Origin of the sequence: Vibrio sp. MMH1-50, assembly GCF_022347645.1 — a bacterium.
In the GTDB taxonomy this organism is placed as follows: domain Bacteria; phylum Pseudomonadota; class Gammaproteobacteria; order Enterobacterales; family Vibrionaceae; genus Vibrio; species Vibrio harveyi.
This window is the reverse complement of record NZ_JAKRGG010000040.1, coordinates 13,527-35,233: the sequence shown is the minus strand read 5'-3', so window position 1 is coordinate 35,233 and position 21,707 is coordinate 13,527. Positions and strand designations below refer to the sequence as shown.

At 46.3% G+C, this 21,707-nt stretch carries 18 protein-coding genes; 5 read left to right on the top strand and 13 right to left on the bottom strand.

The features are described from left to right. Positions 1–16 precede the first annotated feature (16 nt). The 3 genes from MHO32_RS21710 to crp all read left to right on the top strand — a co-directional run bounded on the left by MHO32_RS21710 (position 17) and on the right by crp (position 2,095). Complete coding sequence (locus MHO32_RS21710; protein ID WP_005451451.1) at positions 17–229, top strand: YheU family protein; 213 nt, start codon at positions 17–19, stop codon at positions 227–229. Between the two features lie 124 nt (positions 230–353). Further along, the gene (locus MHO32_RS21705) at positions 354–1,223 is read left to right on the top strand and encodes a phosphoribulokinase (protein WP_005438358.1); all 870 of its coding nucleotides are present in this window, start codon (positions 354–356) and stop codon (positions 1,221–1,223) included. Positions 1,224–1,462: 239 nt separating this feature from the next. Next, positions 1,463–2,095 (top strand): cAMP-activated global transcriptional regulator CRP, encoded by a 633-nt coding sequence (gene crp, locus MHO32_RS21700; RefSeq protein WP_005381432.1) that lies wholly within the window; start codon positions 1,463–1,465, stop codon positions 2,093–2,095. 188 nt (positions 2,096–2,283) lie between these two features. Here crp and MHO32_RS21695 read toward each other — a convergent pair whose 3' ends face one another. From MHO32_RS21695 to MHO32_RS21665, 7 genes are all read right to left on the bottom strand, one after another. Continuing rightward, positions 2,284–3,075: a DUF1338 domain-containing protein gene (locus tag MHO32_RS21695; RefSeq protein ID WP_069218131.1), complete on the bottom strand. Its 792-nt coding sequence runs from the start codon at positions 3,073–3,075 to the stop codon at positions 2,284–2,286. Between the two features lie 264 nt (positions 3,076–3,339). Continuing rightward, positions 3,340–4,797, bottom strand: coding sequence for a succinylglutamate-semialdehyde dehydrogenase (gene astD, locus MHO32_RS21690; RefSeq protein WP_132699846.1), 1,458 nt, complete (start codon positions 4,795–4,797; stop codon positions 3,340–3,342). 28 nt (positions 4,798–4,825) lie between these two features. Then, the gene (gene astA / locus MHO32_RS21685; protein ID WP_010443978.1) at positions 4,826–5,845 is read right to left on the bottom strand and encodes an arginine N-succinyltransferase; all 1,020 of its coding nucleotides are present in this window, start codon (positions 5,843–5,845) and stop codon (positions 4,826–4,828) included. 108 nt (positions 5,846–5,953) lie between these two features. After that, positions 5,954–7,165 (bottom strand): aspartate aminotransferase family protein, encoded by a 1,212-nt coding sequence (locus tag MHO32_RS21680; RefSeq protein ID WP_005438347.1) that lies wholly within the window; start codon positions 7,163–7,165, stop codon positions 5,954–5,956. A 361-nt stretch (positions 7,166–7,526) separates the two neighbouring features. Beyond that, a complete protein-coding gene (locus MHO32_RS21675; RefSeq protein WP_239213909.1) occupies positions 7,527–8,114 on the bottom strand; it encodes an aminodeoxychorismate/anthranilate synthase component II in 588 nt (195 codons plus the stop codon). Positions 8,115–8,303: 189 nt separating this feature from the next. Then, positions 8,304–11,474, bottom strand: a complete 3,171-nt coding sequence (locus tag MHO32_RS21670) for an ExeM/NucH family extracellular endonuclease (RefSeq protein ID WP_050902190.1) — start codon at positions 11,472–11,474, stop codon at positions 8,304–8,306. A gap of 21 nt (positions 11,475–11,495) precedes the next feature. Then, positions 11,496–12,572 carry a porin gene (locus MHO32_RS21665; protein ID WP_005451442.1) on the bottom strand — a complete coding sequence of 359 codons (1,077 nt, stop codon included), beginning with the start codon at positions 12,570–12,572 and terminating at the stop codon, positions 11,496–11,498. 624 nt (positions 12,573–13,196) lie between these two features. Between MHO32_RS21665 and MHO32_RS21660 the strand changes: the two genes are divergently transcribed. Continuing rightward, entirely contained in the window at positions 13,197–13,592 is a 396-nt protein-coding gene (locus MHO32_RS21660; RefSeq protein WP_005451435.1) for a hypothetical protein, read from the top strand. Positions 13,593–13,643: 51 nt separating this feature from the next. On the opposite strand, the gene trpS is transcribed toward MHO32_RS21660, so the two are convergent. The 5 genes from trpS to nsrR form a co-directional block, all read right to left on the bottom strand. Next, positions 13,644–14,681 carry a tryptophan--tRNA ligase gene (gene trpS, locus MHO32_RS21655; protein WP_009703488.1) on the bottom strand — a complete coding sequence of 346 codons (1,038 nt, stop codon included), beginning with the start codon at positions 14,679–14,681 and terminating at the stop codon, positions 13,644–13,646. A gap of 116 nt (positions 14,682–14,797) precedes the next feature. Further along, on the bottom strand, positions 14,798–15,484 hold the full coding sequence (locus tag MHO32_RS21650) for a phosphoglycolate phosphatase (RefSeq protein ID WP_017190936.1): 687 nt from the start codon (positions 15,482–15,484) through the stop codon (positions 14,798–14,800). A gap of 125 nt (positions 15,485–15,609) precedes the next feature. Further along, complete coding sequence (gene rlmB / locus MHO32_RS21645) at positions 15,610–16,353, bottom strand: 23S rRNA (guanosine(2251)-2'-O)-methyltransferase RlmB (RefSeq protein WP_005451431.1); 744 nt, start codon at positions 16,351–16,353, stop codon at positions 15,610–15,612. A gap of 76 nt (positions 16,354–16,429) precedes the next feature. Next, entirely contained in the window at positions 16,430–18,916 is a 2,487-nt protein-coding gene (rnr, locus tag MHO32_RS21640) for a ribonuclease R (RefSeq protein WP_239213903.1), read from the bottom strand. A 117-nt stretch (positions 18,917–19,033) separates the two neighbouring features. Then, the gene (gene nsrR, locus MHO32_RS21635; RefSeq protein ID WP_005451426.1) at positions 19,034–19,459 is read right to left on the bottom strand and encodes a nitric oxide-sensing transcriptional repressor NsrR; all 426 of its coding nucleotides are present in this window, start codon (positions 19,457–19,459) and stop codon (positions 19,034–19,036) included. A 111-nt stretch (positions 19,460–19,570) separates the two neighbouring features. On the opposite strand from nsrR, the gene hmpA reads away from it, so the two are divergent. Continuing rightward, the gene (gene hmpA / locus MHO32_RS21630; RefSeq protein ID WP_239213900.1) at positions 19,571–20,755 is read left to right on the top strand and encodes an NO-inducible flavohemoprotein; all 1,185 of its coding nucleotides are present in this window, start codon (positions 19,571–19,573) and stop codon (positions 20,753–20,755) included. A gap of 106 nt (positions 20,756–20,861) precedes the next feature. Here the strand turns inward: hmpA and motX are convergent, their stop codons facing one another. Next, the gene (gene motX / locus MHO32_RS21625) at positions 20,862–21,497 is read right to left on the bottom strand and encodes a flagellar protein MotX (protein WP_005451422.1); all 636 of its coding nucleotides are present in this window, start codon (positions 21,495–21,497) and stop codon (positions 20,862–20,864) included. Positions 21,498–21,707: the final 210 nt, after the last annotated feature.

Sequence of the window (21,707 nt, the reverse complement as noted above, 5' to 3'; positions counted from 1 at the left end):
AAAGTTTGAGGTATTTATGATCATTCCATGGCAAGACATTTCGCCAGAGACACTAGAAAACCTGATCCGCGAATTCGTGCTACGTGAAGGCACCGACTACGGCTCAGTCGAAGTTTCACTGCAGAGTAAAATCGATCAGGTCAAAACCCAATTAGAGAAAGGCGAAGCGGTCATCGTATTTTCTGAGCTTCATGAAACGGTTGATATCCAACTAAAAGCAAAGTTTTAGACCCTTCACATTTTACCGTATCCCACTCGATGACAAGGGCTTGTTACGTGCTATAGTGGGTTATCGACCGTGCAGCATACGTGTGCTGCACTTTACAGGTAAGTAATTTTCGACAAGGTTTGTCATGTCAGCGAAACACCCAATCATTGCGGTTACTGGTTCGTCCGGTGCCGGCACTACCACCACTTCTGAAGCCTTCCGCAAGATGTTCAATATGATGAACGTCAAACCAGCGTGGGTTGAAGGTGACAGCTTCCACCGCTTTACACGTCCAGAGATGGATGTCGAAATCCGCAAAGCGCGTGAGCAAGGCAAACACATCAGCTACTTTGGTCCACAAGCCAATGACTTTCCGGGGCTAGAAGAGTTCTTCCGTAAGTTCGGTGAAGATGGCACTGGCAGCGTGCGCCGCTATCTGCACACTTTTGATGAAGCCGTTCCATACAACCAAATGCCGGGCACCTTTACGCCTTGGCAAGATCTGCCAGAAAACAGCGATGTGCTGTTCTACGAAGGTTTACACGGTGGCGTGGTAGATGGTGATGTCAATGTGGCGCGTCACGTCGACTTTCTAATTGGCATGGTGCCGATTGTGAACTTGGAATGGATTCAAAAGTTCGTTCGTGACACACGCGATCGTGGTCATTCAAGAGAAGCGGTGATGGATTCGATCGTGCGCTCGATGGACGATTACCTGAACTACATTACCCCGCAATTTTCTCGCACACATATCAACTTCCAACGCGTACCAACCGTCGATACTTCTAACCCACTTAACGCTAAAGGCATCCCTAGCTTGGATGAAAGCTTCGTGGTGATCCGCCTGCGCGGTATCAAGAATGTCGACTTCCCGTATTTGTTGGCGATGATTGATGGCTCCTTCATGTCTCGCCATAACACCATTGTGGTTCCTGGCGGTAAGATGAGCTTTGCAATGGAGCTCATAGTGAGACCGATTCTGCAGCAACTCATCGAAACCGGAAAAATTGGCTAAAAACCTCGTTAATTGAGTGTTTACTTTTCATACCGTGATCATGTGCACAGTTTTGCTTACAAAATCTCAATCATGGCACGATTAAAATCAAGAAATCGTTTCCGAAAAAGGATACTATTTCTAACCGAAACACAAGAGAGCTTGCAGCATATAAAAAGTGCTCTTATTCTAGTAAGCCAATTCAGGCTTAGCTAAAATATGGATAGCGCAAGCGTACCCTGCAGAGGAAGTGAGATATTATGGTTCTAGGTAAACCTCAAACCGACCCAACATTAGAGTGGTTTCTTTCACACTGTCATATTCATAAGTACCCATCAAAGAGCACGCTAATTCACGCGGGCGAAAAAGCAGAGACTTTGTACTACATCGTTAAAGGTTCTGTTGCGGTTCTTATCAAAGACGAAGAAGGTAAGGAAATGATCCTTTCTTACCTAAACCAAGGCGACTTCATTGGTGAGCTTGGTCTATTCGAAGAAGACCAAGAGCGTACAGCTTGGGTTCGCGCTAAATCTCCTTGTGAAGTGGCAGAGATTTCTTTCAAGAAATTCCGTCAACTTATCCAAGTTAACCCAGACATCCTAATGCGTCTTTCGGCGCAAATGGCTCGTCGTCTACAAGTTACTAGCCAAAAAGTGGGTGACCTAGCGTTCCTAGACGTAACTGGTCGTATCGCTCAGACTCTTCTGAACCTTGCTAAACAACCAGATGCGATGACGCACCCAGACGGCATGCAAATCAAGATCACTCGTCAAGAAATCGGTCAAATCGTTGGCTGTTCTCGTGAGACAGTAGGTCGTATCTTGAAGATGCTAGAAGAGCAGAACCTAATTTCTGCGCACGGTAAGACTATCGTTGTTTACGGGACTCGTTAATCTCGATTAACGTTTAAAAAATTTAAAAGCCACCAAATGCAAGTTTGGTGGCTTTTTCTTTTTTGGGAGTTAGACATTGAGAGTCGAGAGCACTGCACTTCACAACGGACTTCATCCTTTGAGATGAAGCCTTCTCAGATTCCAAGTAAAAACCCTCTCGAAGCGAAGCGGCTCTCGTCTTGTATCTATTAACCGTTGGTACTCTCGAAGATCTTATCTGCCGATGCAGCTACAAACCCTGGGTACAACTCACCGTTATCCATTGGGTAGCGCTTAGCAAACTCGTAGAAGCCTCCAGGAATCACCTCAACCCCTTCAGTGAAGGTCACTGGCACTTTGTCTGCCATGGTCGATGATTGCTCTAGTAGCACCTCTGGCGTGCCTTTTACTTCACCGCCATTCTCGTTGATGATAAAGCCTACGGTGCGTAGGTGGTCGTTCACTTGCTTCACATCTTCATGCTGATTGAGTTGATTCACACTCACTGTGAAGTGGTTCGCTCCGTAACCGTGCGCAGCAAGCCAAGAAGCGTACTCACTCTCTTTCGCTAAGATCTGGAAGTCAGCATAGCTAAGGTCCCACAAACGTCCGCCGTACAAGAAGTCACTGCTGGTCAATTTAGACGCATCAACCTGCTCTACCAGTTTATGAACGATGGCTTGTAGCTCTGGTGAGCATTCATCCACTTTCAATTCACTGATGAAGACTTTTGGCTGTTTCGGATCTGGGTGCTCAAAATGTTTTGCCACCAGCTTTTTGCTTTCAAATACGTAGTCACCACAGGCTTTGTAACCCACCGCTAGGAATGGCTTCGCTAACGTTTCAATGCCTAGGGGAGCGACATTAAACGTACGTAGCGCAATATGGTCATTAATCAGAGGCTCATCTTCTTGAAGAAGCTGATGAACTTTAGCAGCAGAAGGGCAAAGACGTTGAATGTAGTCTTGCCATAGCGATTCAAATAACACATCGGGCGTCATAACGACTCCTTGTTATGAAATGTAGAGTTAGGGGTAAGAGGAAGTTGACCGCTCGTTCACAGCCCGTGGGCTGTCCAGAATCACGAACGAGCGGTCATCAACCTGTGACGGTATGTGTGGCATAAGTGCCAGTCAGTCAACATGCTCTGGAGAGTCTTAAGCTCGCCTTTGGCGTTTGCCAGCGCGCTTACCAGAATCCTAACTTGGTAAATAGCTCCGGCAGAGAGAAGCGGCGATACTTTGTCACCACTTCGTGTTTCTCTATTACAGGCTTACACCCGGGCTCAATGTGGCAGGTAAGACCGTCTCTTGTCCTTCCATTGATGCCATTGGGTACGCACAGTAGTCTGCTGCGTAGTAAGCACTTGGACGTAGGTTACCCGACGCACCCGGACCACCAAATGGTGCATCACCACTTGCACCCGTCAGCTGACGGTTGCGGTTCACGATGCCAGCACGAATGTGGTCCACGAAGTATTCCCACTCTTGGTCGTCGGTTGAGACCAGACCCGCAGAGAGACCAAAGCGCGTATCGTTCGCCAGCTCTACTGCTTTCTCTAGCCCTTCATAGCGCACCACTTGCAGAAGTGGGCCGAAGTACTCTTCATCTGGCAACTCGGCAATGTTCGTCACATCGATGATGCCCGGAGAAACAAACGCCGCTTCGCCTGCTTTTGCTTCAATCAAGCTTTCGCCACCCAGTGATTGCAAGTTCGCTTGTGCATCGAGAATGAACTTGGCCGCCGCTACCGAAATTTGCGGTCCCATGAAAGGCGCTGGCTCTGCAAATGGTTGGTCTACGCGAATATTGAGTGTCGCTTCCACCAGCTTAGTAATAACTGCATCACCCTTGTCGCCAAATGGAATGTATAGACGACGAGCACAGGTACAGCGTTGCCCTGCACTGATGAAGGCAGATTGAATAATGGTGTAAACCGTTGCGTCTAGGTCGCCGTAGTTATCCGAGATAACCATCGGGTTGTTACCACCCATTTCAAGCGCCAGCATTTTGCCCGGCTGACCAGCAAACTGACGATGTAGAACATGACCTGTGTTTGCACTCCCAGTAAACAGCACGCCATCGATACCTTTCGCATCCGCCAGCGCAATACCGGTTTCTTTCGCGCCTTGGACTAGGTTAATCACACCTTTTGGTAGACCGACCTCTTCCCACAGCTTCATAGCGAGTTCACCCGTCCATGGCGTTTGCTCAGACGGTTTGAAGACCACGGTGTTACCAGCCAATAGTGCTGGCACGATGTGACCATTTGGCAAGTGACCTGGGAAGTTATAAGGACCAAACACCGCCATCACACCTAGTGGGCGATGACGCAATACAATTTGGTTGCCTGCGGCTTCACGTGTCGCTTCGCCCGTACGGTCGTGGTAAGCACGAATAGAAATCGCGATTTTACCTGCCATTGCAGCCGCTTCGGTGCGTGTTTCCCAGATTGGCTTACCGGTTTCTTTGGCAATCACTTCAGCGATTTTTTCGCTGTTCTCTTTTACTTTCTCAGCAAAAGCCAACACGATCGCTTCGCGCTCTGCGAATGGACGCTTCTTCCAATCAACAAACGCTTCACGCGCCGCAGATACCGCTTGGTTAACCTGCTCTGCTGTTGCGCCGTTGCCTTGCCAGATCACTTCTTGGTTGTAAGGCGACAGAGACGTAAATGCTTCACCCTGACCTTGTACCCATTCACCTGCAATCCAATGTGTCATTGTTTCTATCCTTAAATTCTGTCGTCAGTTACTGCGGAAGAAGGCGAACAAAATCCCCTTCCTCAACCAAGAGTGCATCCGCCAATTCTGGTGCAAGCACTACGCTTTGCGTTTCTGCGTCATACGCTGCTTTTGCTGCGGCTGCACGGAAGTTCTCGAATGATGAGTTACACATCAAGAAGTCTTGTGTGCTGGTGTGCTCCGAGATTTTGACTTGCGCACGGAATGAGTGGCGTACCGATTCGATATTACGTAAGTCACACTCCACCGTTGGACCACCATCGAAGATGTCGACGTAACCACGATTGGTGAAACCTTCGTTCTCTAGTAGCTTCAAAGCAGGGCGCGTGTTGTCATGCACTTGACCAATCACAGCTTGCGCTTCAGGGCTCAACAGGTTGATGTAGATTGGCAACTTCGGCATCAAGTCAGCGATAAAGCCTTTCTTGCCGATACCCGTTAGGTAATCTGCCAGAGTGAAATCGATAGAGAAGAAATGCTCTTGAAGCCACTGCCAGAATGGCGAGTTACCGTTCTCATCTGACACGCCACGCATCTCAGCAAAGATGGTTTCCGAGAAACGCTCTGGGTGCTCTGCCATCATTAAGAAACGACACTTGGACATCAAACGCCCGTTCAAGCCACCTCGGAATTTCTCACGTAGGAACAAGGTACAGATTTCGCTGTTACCCGTGTAGTTGTTACCAAACGTCAGTAGCTTAACCACGTTGTTTACGCCAAGCTTTGGTGACGAGTGCACCACTTTGCTGATGTGGTAAGAATAAAAAGGCACATCCCAGCCGATCGAAGCTTCAATACCTGTGGTACCTGCCACTTCACCAGTTTCAGATTCAAAACCCACCATTAGGTAGCCTTCATCACCGGCTTCCTTAACGTCAGGTTTGCCAAAACTGTATTCTGAGTGTTTGATTCGATTGGTTAACAGTTCTTCGTTAACCGGTAGAGATGTAAATCCATGACCTGACTCAACCGCACAGGTGTGCAGCGCGTCATAATCCGACATTGCGATAGGGCGAACTACTAGCATCAATACTCCCTCCAGATGCAAGAAGATCCTAACTATATTGTAGGAACAATACCCCCATCAGAGATCCTTGATGGGGGTGTCTAGGTTGACGATAAGCGGAGATCGCGCTTAAACCAGCGTTGCGATCGCTTTATCTAGCTTCGCCAAACCTTCTTCGATTTCTTGTTGTGTGATAACGAGTGATGGTGTGAAACGTACGACATTGGCACCCGCAACCAATACCATGAGACCTTGTTTACCTGCAGCAACCAGTACGTCACGCGCACGACCTTGCCATTCTTCATTCAGTGCAGCACCAAGCAGTAGACCTTTGCCGCGCACTTCAGAGAAGATGTTGTATTTCGCGTTAATCTTCTCCAGACCTTCACGGAACATGGCTTCACGCTCTAGTACGCCAGCCAGTACTTCTGGTTTTGTCACTTCTTCAACAACTGCTTCTGCAACTGCACACGCTAGTGGGTTACCACCGTAAGTTGAACCGTGCGTGCCCACTTTCATGTGCTCAGCCAATTTTGCCGTCGTTAGCATGGCACCGATAGGGAAACCGCCACCCAGTGATTTCGCTGTGCTTAGGATGTCTGGCGTGATGCCTAGACCTTGGTATGCGTAGAAGTGACCCGTACGACCGTTACCAGTTTGCACTTCATCGAAGATCAACAGTGCGTTGTGCTTGTCACACAGTTCACGAACTGCTTGAGCGAACTCAGGTGTTGGTGGAATGATGCCGCCCTCACCTTGCAGAGGCTCCATCATTACGGCACAAGTGCGATCCGACATGTGTGCTTGAAGTGCTTCGATATCGTTGTAAGGAAGGTGTGTCACATCGCCAGGTTTAGGACCAAAACCGTCTGAGTAAGCCGCTTGACCGCCTACTGTTACCGTGAAGAAAGTACGACCGTGGAAACCTTGTTTGAATGCGATGATTTCAGATTTCTCTGTACCATGAACGTCTGCTGCGTAACGACGTGCTAGCTTTAGTGCCGCTTCGTTTGCTTCTGCGCCAGAGTTAGCGAAGAACACGCGCTCAGCAAAGCTGACTTCTGTTAACTTCTTCGCCAATCGCAGTGCTGGCTCGTTAGTCATAACATTACTTAGGTGCCAAAGCTTGTTACCTTGCTCAGTCAATGCGTTCACCATAACTGGGTGACAATGACCAAGACAGCTCACCGCAATACCACCAGCAAAGTCGATGTATTCATTTCCGTTCTGATCCCAAATGCGTGAACCTTCACCTTTTACAGGGATCATTTCCATCGGGTTATAGCAAGGTACCATTACCTCATCGAATAAACCGCGCTCTACTTTGTTTTCCGTTGTCATTGCACATTCCTTCTTGATACCGCATGCCTAGCAGATAAGCGAATTTAACCGGCACTCTTTGCCAGCAAATAATGTTTTGCATTTAAGCTATTGCGGCATTGTATTTACATTTAATTAACCATTTCAATAGTGATTTATTCTTTTCGCTTCCGAGCGCGACTACCCATACTCACTATCTATGATTATTTATGCACCAAGAAACGCAAATAGAGAAGCGATTTTTTATAAAAGTTATGTATAGCAAGGTTTAGAAAGAAATGAGAAAAATGAATAGCCGCCACCAAATAGACAGAACGCATAGTTTTGCATTCCCATTCTCAGGCGAAAAACATGAAGAATTTGTTAAGAAAGGTGATCGCGATCAGATCGCTTTGCGCGCAAGAAAGTTCGCAAGCAGTTCGTGACCTTGTTCTGTCTTAATCGACTCAGGATGGAACTGTACCGCGTCAATTGGCAGGGTTTTATGCTGATAACCCATGATTTCGTCCATGGCTCCGTCAGGCAGTTTAGTCCAAGCGGTCAATTCAAACACATCAGGTAATGTGCCGTTTTTCACCACGAGAGAGTGGTAGCGGGTTACCGTAAGTGGGTTATTAAGGTTTTTAAACACACTGCGACCGTTGTGACGAATTGGTGATGTCTTGCCGTGCATCACTTGTCGAGCACGTACCACTTCCCCTCCAAACACCTGCGCAATCGCCTGATGACCAAGGCAAACGCCTAAGATTGGTAACTTACCAGCAAAGTATTCGATAGCTTGTAGAGAGATACCCGCTTCGTTAGGGGTACAGGGACCTGGAGAGATCACCAAATGAGTTGGGTTGAGCGCCTCAATGCCTTGGATGTCGATTTCATCGTTACGCACCACCTTTACGTCTACACCAAGCTCGCAGAAGTATTGGTAAAGGTTGTAGGTAAAAGAGTCGTAGTTATCGATGATCAACAACATAAAAGGTCGGTTGCTCCAATCCGTTTTGGCAATGCTTAAGTGGTGAATCGCCACGTTCGTGACAATCAAGGGCGGTATTTTGCTATACCAAGCAAGAAAGGCAAGTTTTTGCTGAATAAAAAGGCCAGCATAGGCTGGCCTTTGGTCTTTACAGCTATTTAGGAACTGTTTGTCAGGAAATAAATTCGCTTAGCGACGACGGCGTAGGAAGCCTAGACCTAGCATCGCAAGTAGCGCGCCAAAGCCAAATGAACCACCAGAACCATCTTTTTCTGGGTGAACAGGTTTCACATTGCTTGAATCACGTTTAATAAACTCCACATCCGTCACTTTCTGGTTAACAACACCTGAAGTTTCGTTGTTCAGAGTCATCGTCAGCTCATACTTACCTACTGGTAGTTTTGCTGAATCAAACATCACCATTTGCGCACCATCTTTATCCAGTGTCACTTTTGGTAGTGCTGGAGCATCAGCCGGAACAGGAGAAATAGACAAGGTTGCTACATCACCCTTTTGAGCCGTCGCTGGAACTGCGTAACCGATATCTGCGCGACCGCTCTTCGTTGCGATTGTCACAAGTCGCTCACCAGCCTCACCGTACTTGTAGCCTAGTGTAACGAGAGCAGAATCGTGGTCAGACGAACGGTATGGGTCTTGTGAGTAGAATGGGTTTGGTTCATTCGTATCACCGCCCTTGTACTTGCTGTTGTAATCGTACAGTGACGACTCTGGCGCATTGATGTGCCAATCAACAGCATCAATTAAGCGCTTATCTAGTGAACCAGAGATCAATAGGTGATCCAACGAGCCCACTTCATCATTGTATGAGTAACTCCAAGCCGTTTCGCCTGCAGGCATCATTCGATCAACCGCGTTGATGTAGCCGTAAGTCTTAGTAATGACTTTGCCTTCTGGACCAAATTGAGGCAGTTTACCAATGAAGGTGTAACCCGCTGCAGTCAGAGTTTTACCTGTTGGGTTAGACGTTAGAACCAGCATTGGATCTTCGTGTGCGTAAGAGTTCATGTCACCAAGAACTACTTTGTCACCTTCGATCTTCGCCATCTCTTCACCTAGGTGATAAGCCGCAGCAACACGGAAGTTCTCACAAGAACCCTGGAAGTCACCATCGCTCTTCACATCATCTTTTGAAGGATCGAATTTTTCCCATGTTTCCCAACCTTTCCAATCTTCGTAACAAGTCGAACCTTTAGATTTCAAGTGGTTTACCGAAACCGTTAGACGCTTACCTGTGTTCAAGACTTGGAAAGTAGCCGCTACCGTATTACGTTGGTAGTTATCACCGCTCTCACGGATTTCACCTTTGCTGTCTGTGATTGGAGCACCGTTTTCATCGACGATCATTGGTGCATGTTGACTTGGCATCGGGATAACTTGACCAGAGATCACAGAGACTTTTGATGGGCGGTAAATAATACCTGTAGTAATCGCATCAGAGCCGACCGTATCTTGGTCATCCAGAATGGTGTCGCCGTTTTTATCAAAACCAACGAACACGTAACGGTTGTGGATAGAGTTTGACTTATTACGGTCACCGTAATCTTCGTCGTAGTACTTCGCATTGATTGCGGCAAGCAATTCATTGATTGCACCAAAGTCACCGAAACCGTTGTTCTCGATTTCCATCAAACCAACGATATCCGCATCTAGACCGTAAATTGCTTCTACAATCTTGGCTTGTTGACGATCAAAGTCCAGCTGTGATTCAGCACCACGGTTGTCACCAAAGCTGTTATCAGAACCACCATATGGTGAGTTGAAGTAGTTCAGTACGTTTTGTGTTGCGATACGAATGTTGAATGAATCAGCCGCAGAGTACGCATCGTTTGTTTCCTTGATCGAAGGCGCTTTAGTTCGATCGGTATTGTGGATAAACGCTTTGCTATCAACCGTATTCGTTGGGATCAAACGGAACTCGTTGTACGAGTAATGCAGAACACCTTCTAAACCAACGACAGAGTCGTTGATGCGGATGTAGTTTTTCTTTGGATCAGCAAAGAAATCTGGGTAGTAAGGAATTTGACCATTTGGTGCTTTAGCATCGGTATCAACATAAACACGGAAGTCTTTGTTTTCTGCTTTTTGTGCCAGAGATTCTGCGCTGCCTGCTACATGATCTTGGTTTGGCTGTGGATTTGGACGCTTGTATGCCAATACCATGTTGTTACGGAAGCTATCAAAATCAAAGCTGAACGAACGAGAAACACGCATGTTCTGCTCGCCATCTTCAGCTGCATCCATATCTTTCACCAATCGAACAGGCATGCCTTCTAGACGTTCCAGTGTCGAACGGAAGTTTTCATCATCGCTATCGATACGAACCATATCAACTGGTGTTGGTGGTACCTGAGAAGCGTTTTCTACTTCCCAAATGTCATTCGTTGGAATCAGTGTTGTTACACCATAGTTCTCTTTTACTTTGGCACGAACACAGATTTGTTGACCAACCATGTCTTGAGACAGCTCGCCTTTCGTCTGAACGAACACACCGTCTGATGTCTTAACATTACCATCAGCATTGTTGTCGTAAAGGAAGAAACCCTTCACTAGATTCGTAGTTACCGCACTCACAACACCTGTCACTAAGTACTCATCTGCCGACTCGTAACCAGACTCAATCAGAGGCGATGAATAACCTTCACCTTGCACTTCACCAATGGTTTTGTAAGAAAGACTGCCTGCAGCATCAGCACATGGCGTGTTTTCTGGTGGTGTAATTGGATCGTTATTTACTGCAGTAGGATCACCAAGACCACCGAAGTCGTCTTTTGCAAACTTGTCCCACTGAGATTCATCATATGTCGTCGCTTGTGTTGAACCTGCTTTACGGCGCATGGTTCGGTCATCCCAAAGCTTATCGCCCTTGTAACCGTAAGTACCAAAGATATCCTTAATGTCCGCTTCCGCTGAGCTTGTACCCAACCACACTGCGTCATCACCGTTGAAGTTCATTGCTGAGTGTTTTACTTCATCGTAAGTACCAGCAACAACTGTCACGTCCTTACCGCCCAAACGTTCAATGAACGCTCGCATTTCAGCACCCGCGTCACCATTAATAACAACGATGCTCTTACCAGGTTGTAAAGTTCTACCGTCTTTACCTTTCAGTACGTTGTTACCATCTTTATCTTTAATCTGGTTTTTGTAAGACGAGTAGTACAGCGACAGTGTACCGTCAAAGGTATGTGCTGCAGAGCCTATGTTGGTAATTTCGACGGCTTTATTTGATGCCGAGCCTTCAACATACTCAGAAATAATGATGTCGTTAATATCCGCAAATGCTGCGCCACTTAGTACACTACTAATCGCACCCGCGAGTAGGGTCATTTTTTTATTCATGGGAAATCTCTCTATCGTGGGTTAGAAGTAAACGCGCGCATAAGCGTAAGCGTCTTGAGCAGCATCACCAGCGTTCATTTCAAGCGCAATAATGCTTGAGCTGGTTGGTTTGTAGTTCACGCCTAGCGTGCCCCATGTGCGGCTTGTACCCCAGCTGTATCGCTTACCATCCCAAACATCACTGCTTGGATCCCACGCTTCATATTCTTCGTAGTTGTAAGAGCCCACGAGCTCCCACTGTTTGGTGAAAATGTATTTCGCCGAAACCAAAGCACCTTGGTTTTCTTGGGTTTGGTAATCATTGAAGATGCTTTGCTTGTTCTCTTTATCGGTGTTATCGACAACCGTTTCTTTGCGAGCAATATCTTCTTCTTCGTAGAACGCGTTGAAGCCTAAGTGAATGGTGTCGTTAACTGCGTAACGCATACCAAAACCAACCAAACGTTGTTCACCGTACTTCGACTTACCATCAGAACCACCGCGACCTTCTAAACCTACAACAGCTGAGAAGCTATCGCCAAAGTAGCCAATGTAGCCGTTCACAATGTCACCCAGCTCAGAACCAGATGAAGACTTACCACCGTAAGTGTATGAAGCACCGACTTTTACATCATCAAAGTAACGACCTTCGTATTTGATTGTTACGTCTTGGTCACCAGCTTCACCAGTTTCTACAGTTGTATCAAAAGTGAAGTCACCCCACTTATCGTAATCATCAAATGCTGTATCCGTCAGACCGGCTTCAATGTACTGGTTTTCCCACACATCGTAGCCAACAAATAATTTATCGATGGTTAGAACTAGATCGCCAGAACCGTGCTTCCAATTCTCACGTTCATAATCTAGCTCTAGACGGTAGTGCATTTTGTCTCGCTTACCTTTGACGCCTAACGTAGCGAAAGAGTCATCGATGTAGCTTTTTTCATCAGTGTAAAATTCACCGTATTCGTAGTTTGCGCCAACATGTCCGCCAACACCCACTTCGCCATACAGTTTTAGAAAGTCTCCGTTGTCATCTTCATATATGGTCGCAGCATTGACCGCTGTCGCCATAAATAGCGAAGAGATCGCTATAGCCACTGCATTTCTTTTCAGCATGCCTATTTCCTTGTTGTATTTAATTTCAAATGGAATTTCGTTCTATATGTCAAACTGGGCTCTGGCGTTTATTTAACCAATACTATTGAGTGTTTAATCGGTAAGTTTTGAGCGCGAAAAGTCTCCTGACCTATTCCTTGTGAGGAAGATCACAGTTCAACTTGATTCATTTATTAACTAGATAAATCTCTCTTTTTTATGCAAAAAGAAAAGTAAAAGGCATGCTAATTGAGAAATGTTTCACAAATATTTAGTTATTATTATGAGGTGTTTTATACATTCAACAGATTTTGTTGTTAACAGAATTAACAATAACTTTAAATATGTAAAATTAGATCAATTACTCAGTTTTATATTTCCCATAATGTTAAGCAAAATATTAATAATGGTTTTAACAAGGCTGTTTCGTATATTACTTAGGTCATTTTCCGAGCAATAAACATCAACACTTGCTAATTTAGTGGTTCATTTTCTTTATTTTATTGCGAATCATTCTCCTTTTAATGGCTGATTTTATAAATTAATCATTATTTTCGACACTAACACCTAGTCAATTTGATAATCAGGGGTTATAACAACGCAGCAGGATATCCATAAAAACTCATATTAAAAACAGGACTGAAAATGAGACGATTTCAACCAGTTGCGCTAACTCTCGCTTGCTCGGTATTTCTTGCTGGATGCCAAGCCATCCCAGACGAACTCAAGACAAGCCAACCATTAAAGCCGAACACAACCCAACACTTAATTGAGAACGCTAAAGCCGAGCTTAACCAGTATGAACACTTTGATGTAAGTGATGAGGGGATGATTACTTTCACCGCTCAGTTGCCGCGATTCTCGCGTTACGCTTGGGATCCAGTTTCGATTACCGAATCAAGCTATCAAATCGCATGCGAGGATCTGCGTTACTTCACGGAACGCGGTTTTGTTATAAAAGCATGGTTTGCAGGACCACGAGGACGTGCCGAGTACTACAATATGGCACGTTGCGAGGAAGAAGCCTCTTCCAGAAAATAAGCATAAAAAAAGCTCCACCAATGGTGGAGCTTTTTTGTATTCGAATTTTACCTATGGGCGAGCGACAAAACCTACAGCTTCGTACGCTTTCTTCAACGTTTCAGCCGCACGTGCCGATGCTTTCTCAGCGCCTTGCTTCATTACTTCGTTCATGTAAGCGCGGTCAGCACGAATGCGGTGGTATTCAGCCTGAATTGGCTCAAGCATAGTAACTAGAGCTTCACCAACGTCTTTCTTGAATGGACCGTACATTTCAACGCCTTGGTATTTCGCTTCAATCTCTTCAAAGCTCATGCCTGTTGCCGCAGAGTACAGACCCATTAGGTTAGAGATACCTGCCTTGTTGTCCCAGTCGTGAGCGATACGCGGTGGCGTTTCTGTGTCGGTTTGCGCTTTGTTGATCTTCTTAATGATCGACTTAGGCTCTTCCAACAGCGTGATAACGTTCTTACGGTTGTCATCAGATTTAGACATCTTCTTGGTTGCGTCTTGAAGGCTCATTACACGCGCATTTACCGTCGGAATGTAAGGCTCTGGCACTTGGAAGATTGGCTGCTCTGGTGAGTAGATATTGTTAAAACGGTTAGCAATATCACGCGCTAGCTCTAGATGTTGCTTCTGGTCGCTACCTACAGGCACTTGATGTGCACCGTACAGCAGGATATCTGCCGCCATCAGTACTGGATAGTCAAACAGACCAACGTTTACATCACCAAATTGGCTTGAGTTGTCGTTTGAGTAACGTGCAGATTTGTCTTTAAACTGCGTCATACGACCCAGTTCACCCATTTGGGTGTAACAGTTAAGAAGCCAACCAAGTTGAGCATGCTCTGGTACGTGTGACTGAACAAATAGCGTGCTCTTCTTCGGGTCAACACCAACTGCCAGACAGATCGCCAGTGCGTCTAGAGTCGCTTCATGCAGCGCTTTAGGGTCCTGACGAACCGTAATCGCGTGAAGGTCTACCACACAGTACTGGCAATCATAATCGTCTTGCATCTGCTGCCATTGACGTAGAGCACCCAAGTAGTTACCGATACTTAGTTCACCTGAAGGTTGAACACCACTCAATACAATGGGTTTGCTCATTAGAATGATTCCTTTGACTTCTTAATCTAATTAAATGAAAAAAACCGTGCAGTAATAGGTGCACGGTTTACTCAGTGTACTCATTAACGAGTATTTTGGAAGCTCTTTTGTAGCCGTTATGCAGAAACCGCTACAACGTCCAATAATTCTGCCAAACTGTCAGCGACAAAATCTGGATTTGATGCAGAGATAGACTCACCGTGGTTGTAACCATAAGTCAGACCAAATGAGGCACAGCCTGCATTCTTTGCCGCGAGAATGTCGTTCTTCGAGTCGCCGACCATCAACATTTCACTTGGTTGGATTTGGTGTTTTTCCATCAGCCAGTTCAGTGCTACTGGGTTTGGTTTTTTCTCTGGAAATGCATCGCCACCTAGCACATCAACAAAGTATTTTGCGATGTCGTGCTTTTCTAAAACATCAGGCACAAACTTCGAAGGCTTGTTGGTTACCAATGCCATAACAAAGCCGGCTTTGTGTAACTCTTCCAGTGTCTCTTTTACCGTCGGGTAAAGGTGGCTTAATTTGTGACCGCTTTTATCATAGTAGTCATCAAACAGTACACGCGCTTTTGCACGAAGCTCTTCGCTCAGTTCAGGGTTGATAGTCAGGCTTTGGCTTAATGAGCGTCCAATCAGCACATCTGCGCCGTTGCCAACATAGTCACGAACTTGTTCTTCTGAAACCGATGGAAAGCCAAGCGCTTGTACTGCTTGGTCAGCCGCTACCGCGAGATCTGGCACGCTATCAAGCAACGTACCATCAAGATCGAAGGCGATGAATTTAATGTCTTGTTGAGTCATAACTTCCCTGAAGATTTTTATTTATAAATCGGTGAAAACGACAAAGGATGGCACCCCATCCTTTGTTTTTATCATTGTGTCTGACTTTGTAGTAACTATTTGTTTATTAGAAATTTATTTAGCAATTACTTTGCAGCAATACGCTGACGAACCGCTTCAAACAAACAAATGCCAGATGCCACAGATACGTTCAAGCTTGAAACGCTACCTGCCATTGGGATCTTAATCAAATCATCACAGGTTTCGCGAGTCAGACGACGCATGCCGTCACCTTCTGCCCCCATTACGATAGCAAGAGGACCCGTTAGTTTTGCTTGGTAAATATCGTGCGTTGCTTCGCCCGCCGTACCAACAAACCAGATGCCTTGCTCTTGCAGTGTACGCATAGTACGAGCCAAGTTGGTCACTCGGATCAATGGCACGACTTCTGCTGCACCACAAGCTACTTTGCTTACAGTTGCGTTCATCGGTGCAGAGCGATCTTTCGGTACGATGATCGCTGCTACGCCAGCTGCGTCGGCATTACGTAGACAAGCACCTAGGTTATGCGGATCCGTCACGCCATCCAACACCAATAGTAGCGGTGACTCGTGTTGCGCGAGGATGCCATCGATGTCGTTTTCGTTCAGCTGTTTCGCTGGCTTCACGCGAGCGATGATGCCTTGGTGGTTTGCGCCACGCGCTTTGTCATCCAAGGTTTTACGTGTCATTTGCTGAATCGAAACACCACATACCTGAAGGTCATTTAAAATTGGCATTAGGCGATCGTCTTGACGACCTTTTAGTACAAATGCTTCGATAAAACGCTCTGGTTCGCGCTCCAATACCGCCTTCACTGCGTGAATGCCGTAGATAAATTCGTTACTCATTGTTTAACCTGTTGTTCTGGTCGTATTGCCTGCGCCAATCTACCCCTTTAAATCCAGACTAGATTGGCGATTCAGCCTACTCAGCGTCGCTCTTAGTACGCTTAGTCTTTCTCGGCTTACTGTGTGGCTTTTTCTTGCGTGCTTTCTTCAGCTTTTTCGTACCTTCTGCGTCACCGCGTTTCGCGCTACCTTTGCGAGCACTGCCTGCTTCCGCAGGTTCTGGGTGCTTGGTAGGTTCAATCATCGGCTTCGCGCGAGTTCCGCCTTTGGTTGCCGCACGTTTTTTCTCTTTCGCTTTGCGTTTGGCATCCGCTGCGCGTTTCTTCGCAGTCTTACCTTTGCCGCGTAGCTTACGGCTTGTTTCGATTAATTCAAAGTCAATTTGCTTGTCATTTAAGTTAACCGCAAGCACTTTCACTTTTACCGCATCGCCTAGGCGATAGATGTTACCGAAGCTTTCGCCGATAAGTCTTTGACCAATAGGATCAAATTGGTAGTAGTCGTTCGCTAGCGTTGAAATATGCACCAAACCATCGATATGCAGTTCCGTCAGACGAACAAAGAAACCAAAGCTGGTTACATTGGCAATAACACCATCCAGCTCGTCGCCAACATGGTCTTGCATGTATTCACACTTCAACCAATCTGCCACTTCACGAGTTGCGTCGTCTGCACGGCGCTCTGTCATCGAACATTGCTCACCGTAGAAGTCCATGTCGTCAAACGAGTAATGGTAACCGCCAGTTGGTGTCCAACGATCTTGGTTGCGACCTTCTTCTTTAGCAATCAGGTACTTGATTGCGCGGTGCAGCAACAGGTCAGGGTAACGACGAATTGGCGACGTGAAGTGCGCGTAACGTTTCAGCGCTAGACCAAAGTGACCGGCATTGTCTGCGTTGTATACCGCTTGCTTCATTGAGCGCAGTAACATGGTTTGAATCAGTTCTTTGTCCTGACGTTCTGCAATTTGTTTTACCAAATCTGCATAATCGGTTGGTGATGGCTCTAAACCACCTTTCAGATCCAGACCTAGCTCACTGAGGAAATCACGGAACCCCTGCAGGCGCAGTTCACCCGGAGATTCGTGAACACGGTACAACGCTGGCTCTTTTGCTTTCTCAACGTAAGACGCTGAAGCGATGTTCGCTAGGATCATACATTCTTCGATGATCTTATGTGCGTCGTTACGAATTACCGGCTCGATGCTTTCAATCTTACGATCCGCATTGAAGATAAATTTAGCTTCAACGGTTTCGAATTCAATCGCACCACGGTTATCACGCGCTTCTTTAAGTACTTTGTACATCGCGTGCAGCTCTTCAAGGTGAGGAACGACAGCGTGATAACGCATGCGCAGCTCTTCATCCCCTTCTAGAATCGCACCCACTTTGTTGTAAGTCAGACGCGCATGCGAGTTCATCACAGCTTCGTAGTGTTTATAGCCTGATAGCTTACCGGTGTCAGAGATGGTCATCTCACATACCATACACAAGCGATCAACCTGAGGGTTAAGTGAACACAAACCGTTTGATAGCACTTCAGGTAGCATTGGCACAACTTGCGATGGGAAGTATACCGAGTTACCACGGTTGATGGCTTCTTTGTCCAGCGCAGAGTCTGTACGCACGTAGTAACTTACGTCAGCAATCGCGACCCATAGGCGCCAACCGCCACTCTTTTTCTTCTCACAGTAAACAGCATCATCAAAGTCACGAGCGTCTTCGCCATCAATGGTTACTAGCGGCAAGTCACGTAGATCGACACGACCTTCTTTTGCTTCTTCTGGAACTTCTTCGCCCAGATTTTCGATCTGTTTATCGACGGCTGCTGGCCAATCGTGTGGAATTTGGTGGGTACGGATTGCTATTTGCGTTTCCATGCCCGGCGCCATGTTCTCACCAAGAACTTCAACCACTTTACCCATCATGCCACGTGAGCGAGAGCCGCGATCAGTAATCTCAATAACGACCACGTTACCCATACGAGCACCTGCTTTGTGCTCATTTGGGATCAGAATATCTTGGCTGATGCGAGAGTCATCTGGCACAACGTATGAGTAGCCGTATTCAAGGAAGAAACGCCCCACGATCTGCGTGTTACGCTCTTCTAAAACACGAACAAGACGACCTTCACGACGACCACGCTTGCTATTGTCAGTTGGTTGCACCAACACGTAGTCACCGTGGATGATGTGCTTCATCTGGTGATGCGGCAGTACAATGTCATTATCCTTGCCGGCACTGCCTTCTGGACGAACCCAACCATGACCATCTTTGTGACCAATTACGTAACCTTTCACCATCTCAAGTTTTTCTGGCAACGCGTAACACTGACGGCGCGTAAATACGAGCTGACCATCACGCTCCATTGCGCGCAGTCGACGGCGTAAACCTTCGTAATGCTCTTCACCTTCAAGTTTTAGCGCTTCAAACAAATCATTGCGATTCATCGGTACGCCCGCTTCTTCTAGAAACTCAAGAATGAACTCTCGGCTTGGGATTGGATTTTCGTAATTTTTGGATTCACGATCTGCGAAAGGATCGTTTGGAATATTGTCTGACATAGGCACGCCTATCTAGCAAGGAAGGTATAGAGCTAGTATATCCGAGTCTCTCGATAAGCTACAGAAATTGCTTTAAAAAAGAGTGTCAGTGAGAAGATTTATAGAACGTTAAGAAGGCTAAGGACGGGTAAGTAAGATCAGCAGTTCAGAATTATCACTTAATAGCTCTTCAATCGTGCAACCATCTAATTCAGCCAAAAACGCCATTTTCGCTTTCGCTAGCTTTTCTTTTAGACGACATGCCGGCGTGATATGGCAAAATTCTACAGAGCAATTCACCAAATCTAATGGCTCTAAATCACGCACCACACCACCGACAGTGATTTCTTGCGGCGCTTTCATCAAACGAATACCACCATTTTTACCGCGCACCGTATGCACATAACCAAGCTGACCAAGACGGTTAATCACTTTCACCATATGGTTACGTGATACACCAAATAAATCAGTCACTTCGGTAATATTTGTCAGCTCATCTTTTGGCAATGAAGCCAAGTAAATCAAGGTTCTGAGCGCATAATCGGTAAAGCTAGTTAACTGCATATTGCTATCCTCTGTAGTAGCAAAATTGTAATTCTTTTCTTGATCGAAAGATACATTTGAGATACAACTTTAAACATGCATTACAAATACAACTTTAAATAGGAAGCCATTATGCTCAGCAACCAAACCATTGATATCGTGAAAGCAACCGCACCACTTCTTGCTGAAACCGGTCCGAAGTTAACGGCACACTTTTACGATCGTATGTTCACCCATAACCCTGAGTTGAAAGACATTTTCAACATGAGTAATCAGCGTAATGGTGACCAACGTGAAGCTCTATTTAATGCAATCTGCGCTTACGCAACCAACATCGATAACCTACCAGCACTGCTTGGTGCAGTAGAAAAAATCGCCCATAAACACACCAGTTTTATGATCACCAAAGATCAGTACCAAATCGTTGGTACACATCTACTTGCGACGATCGACGAGTTGTTCTCTCCAGGTCAGGAAGTGATTGATGCATGGGCAGAAGCTTATGGCGTGCTGGCCAATGTATTTATTCAGCGTGAAGAGCAAATCTACCAAGAGAATGCAGCACTGCAAGGTGGCTGGCGTGGTCTGCGTGAATTTGAGTTGGTGGGCAAGCAGCTTGAGAGCGAAAACATCTGTAGCTTTGTTTTCAAACCAACCGATGGTGAAGTGGTTTCTGAGTACAAACCTGGTCAATACCTAGGTATCTACATCAACAGTGATAAGTTCGAAAACCAAGAGATTCGCCAATACAGCCTATCCTCTGCGGTTCAAGAGAACACTTACCGTATCTCGGTAAAACGTGAAGAAGGCGGTAAAGTATCGAACTTCCTTCACGATGAGTTGAGCATCGGCGATAAGGTGCAACTTGCAGCACCTGCGGGTGATTTCTTTATGGATGTGGACGCGGCTACACCGGTTGTTTTGGTATCAGCGGGCGTTGGTCTAACTCCGACTCTATCAATGCTTGAGAGCCTTTCTGAGCACCAAGCACCAGTCACATGGGTACATGCTACAGAAAACGGTCAACAACACGCATTCAGACAGCACGTAAACCAGCTCGTAAATGCTAAAGAGAACATGAACTCGTTGATTTGGTACAACCAACCAACAGCAGAAGACAAGATTGGTGAAGACTTCCACTTCACCGGTTTCGTCAACTTAACTGAAATTGAAGCAGCCCTTAAGCAAGACAACGTACAAGTCTACTTCTGTGGTCCTGTTGGCTTTATGCAGCACGTCGCGAAACAATTGCTTGAGCTTGGCGTAGCGCAAGAGCAGTTCCATTACGAGTGCTTTGGTCCACACAAAGTCGTTTAATCGCCTGCAATTACGCTTCGGGAAAAACAACAAAGCCCACATGATGTGGGCTTTGTTGTATCTATTGGCAGAGCTTTATGAAGTTACTGGTGTTTTAAAAGTACACCTACCAGAAGGTGTCGCGGCGCTTAGCGCGCGCAATAATGTTTTGTGGCATGCGTTGCTCAAGACCGTTTCTCAGCATCGCAATACGTTTGTGCTTTCTTTGATCGGCAGTCACCGAATTATAAAGCCAACGGTAGGCATCTTCGTAATCCAAAGGGCTACCGTAATCACGCAGCAATAGCTCAGCAAGATGAATACGCGCATTTAAGTTGCCCATTGCCGCCGCTTCTCGCAGGTATGGGATTGCACGTTCTTTATCTTGTTGGACTAAAGTACCGCGAGAGTAATAGCGACCTAGCTGCTCTAGTGCAGCTGGCAAGCCTTGGTGGGCTGCGTTTTCCATGTAGTACAGACCGAGCTCTACGTCTTGCTCTACACATACGCCCCACGCCAACATATCGCCATAAAGGAATTCATAAGACGGCAAGTTAATGCGCGTCGCACGTGCCACGATATCTTCCACTAGCTGGCAGTTATCAGCGCGCACGCGTTCTAAGTGCTTATTCTGCTCAATAAGCTTAATAAGCTCTGCTTCGGTGTAGATGGGGACAGGCGCCCCTACATCGGCAACATCTGCCCAAGCCGATGTCGCACTCAGCATCAATAACAGTGAAGCAGCCACTGTTCGTAACTTCATAAATGTACTCTTTAAGGTATCTAAGAAACCAAAGATCAGCCAAGGATCTCCTCTGCTTGATAACCTTATCGGCAAAGGTCAGTTAAGCTTTAGGCAATTTTTGCCTCCTACTTAAGCTTAACGGCAAATATTTGCCACGGCGAGTCGCATTTTTCGGCAGTGAACCCAACTCACAGATACAAAAAAACCGGCTATAAAAGCCGGTTTTTA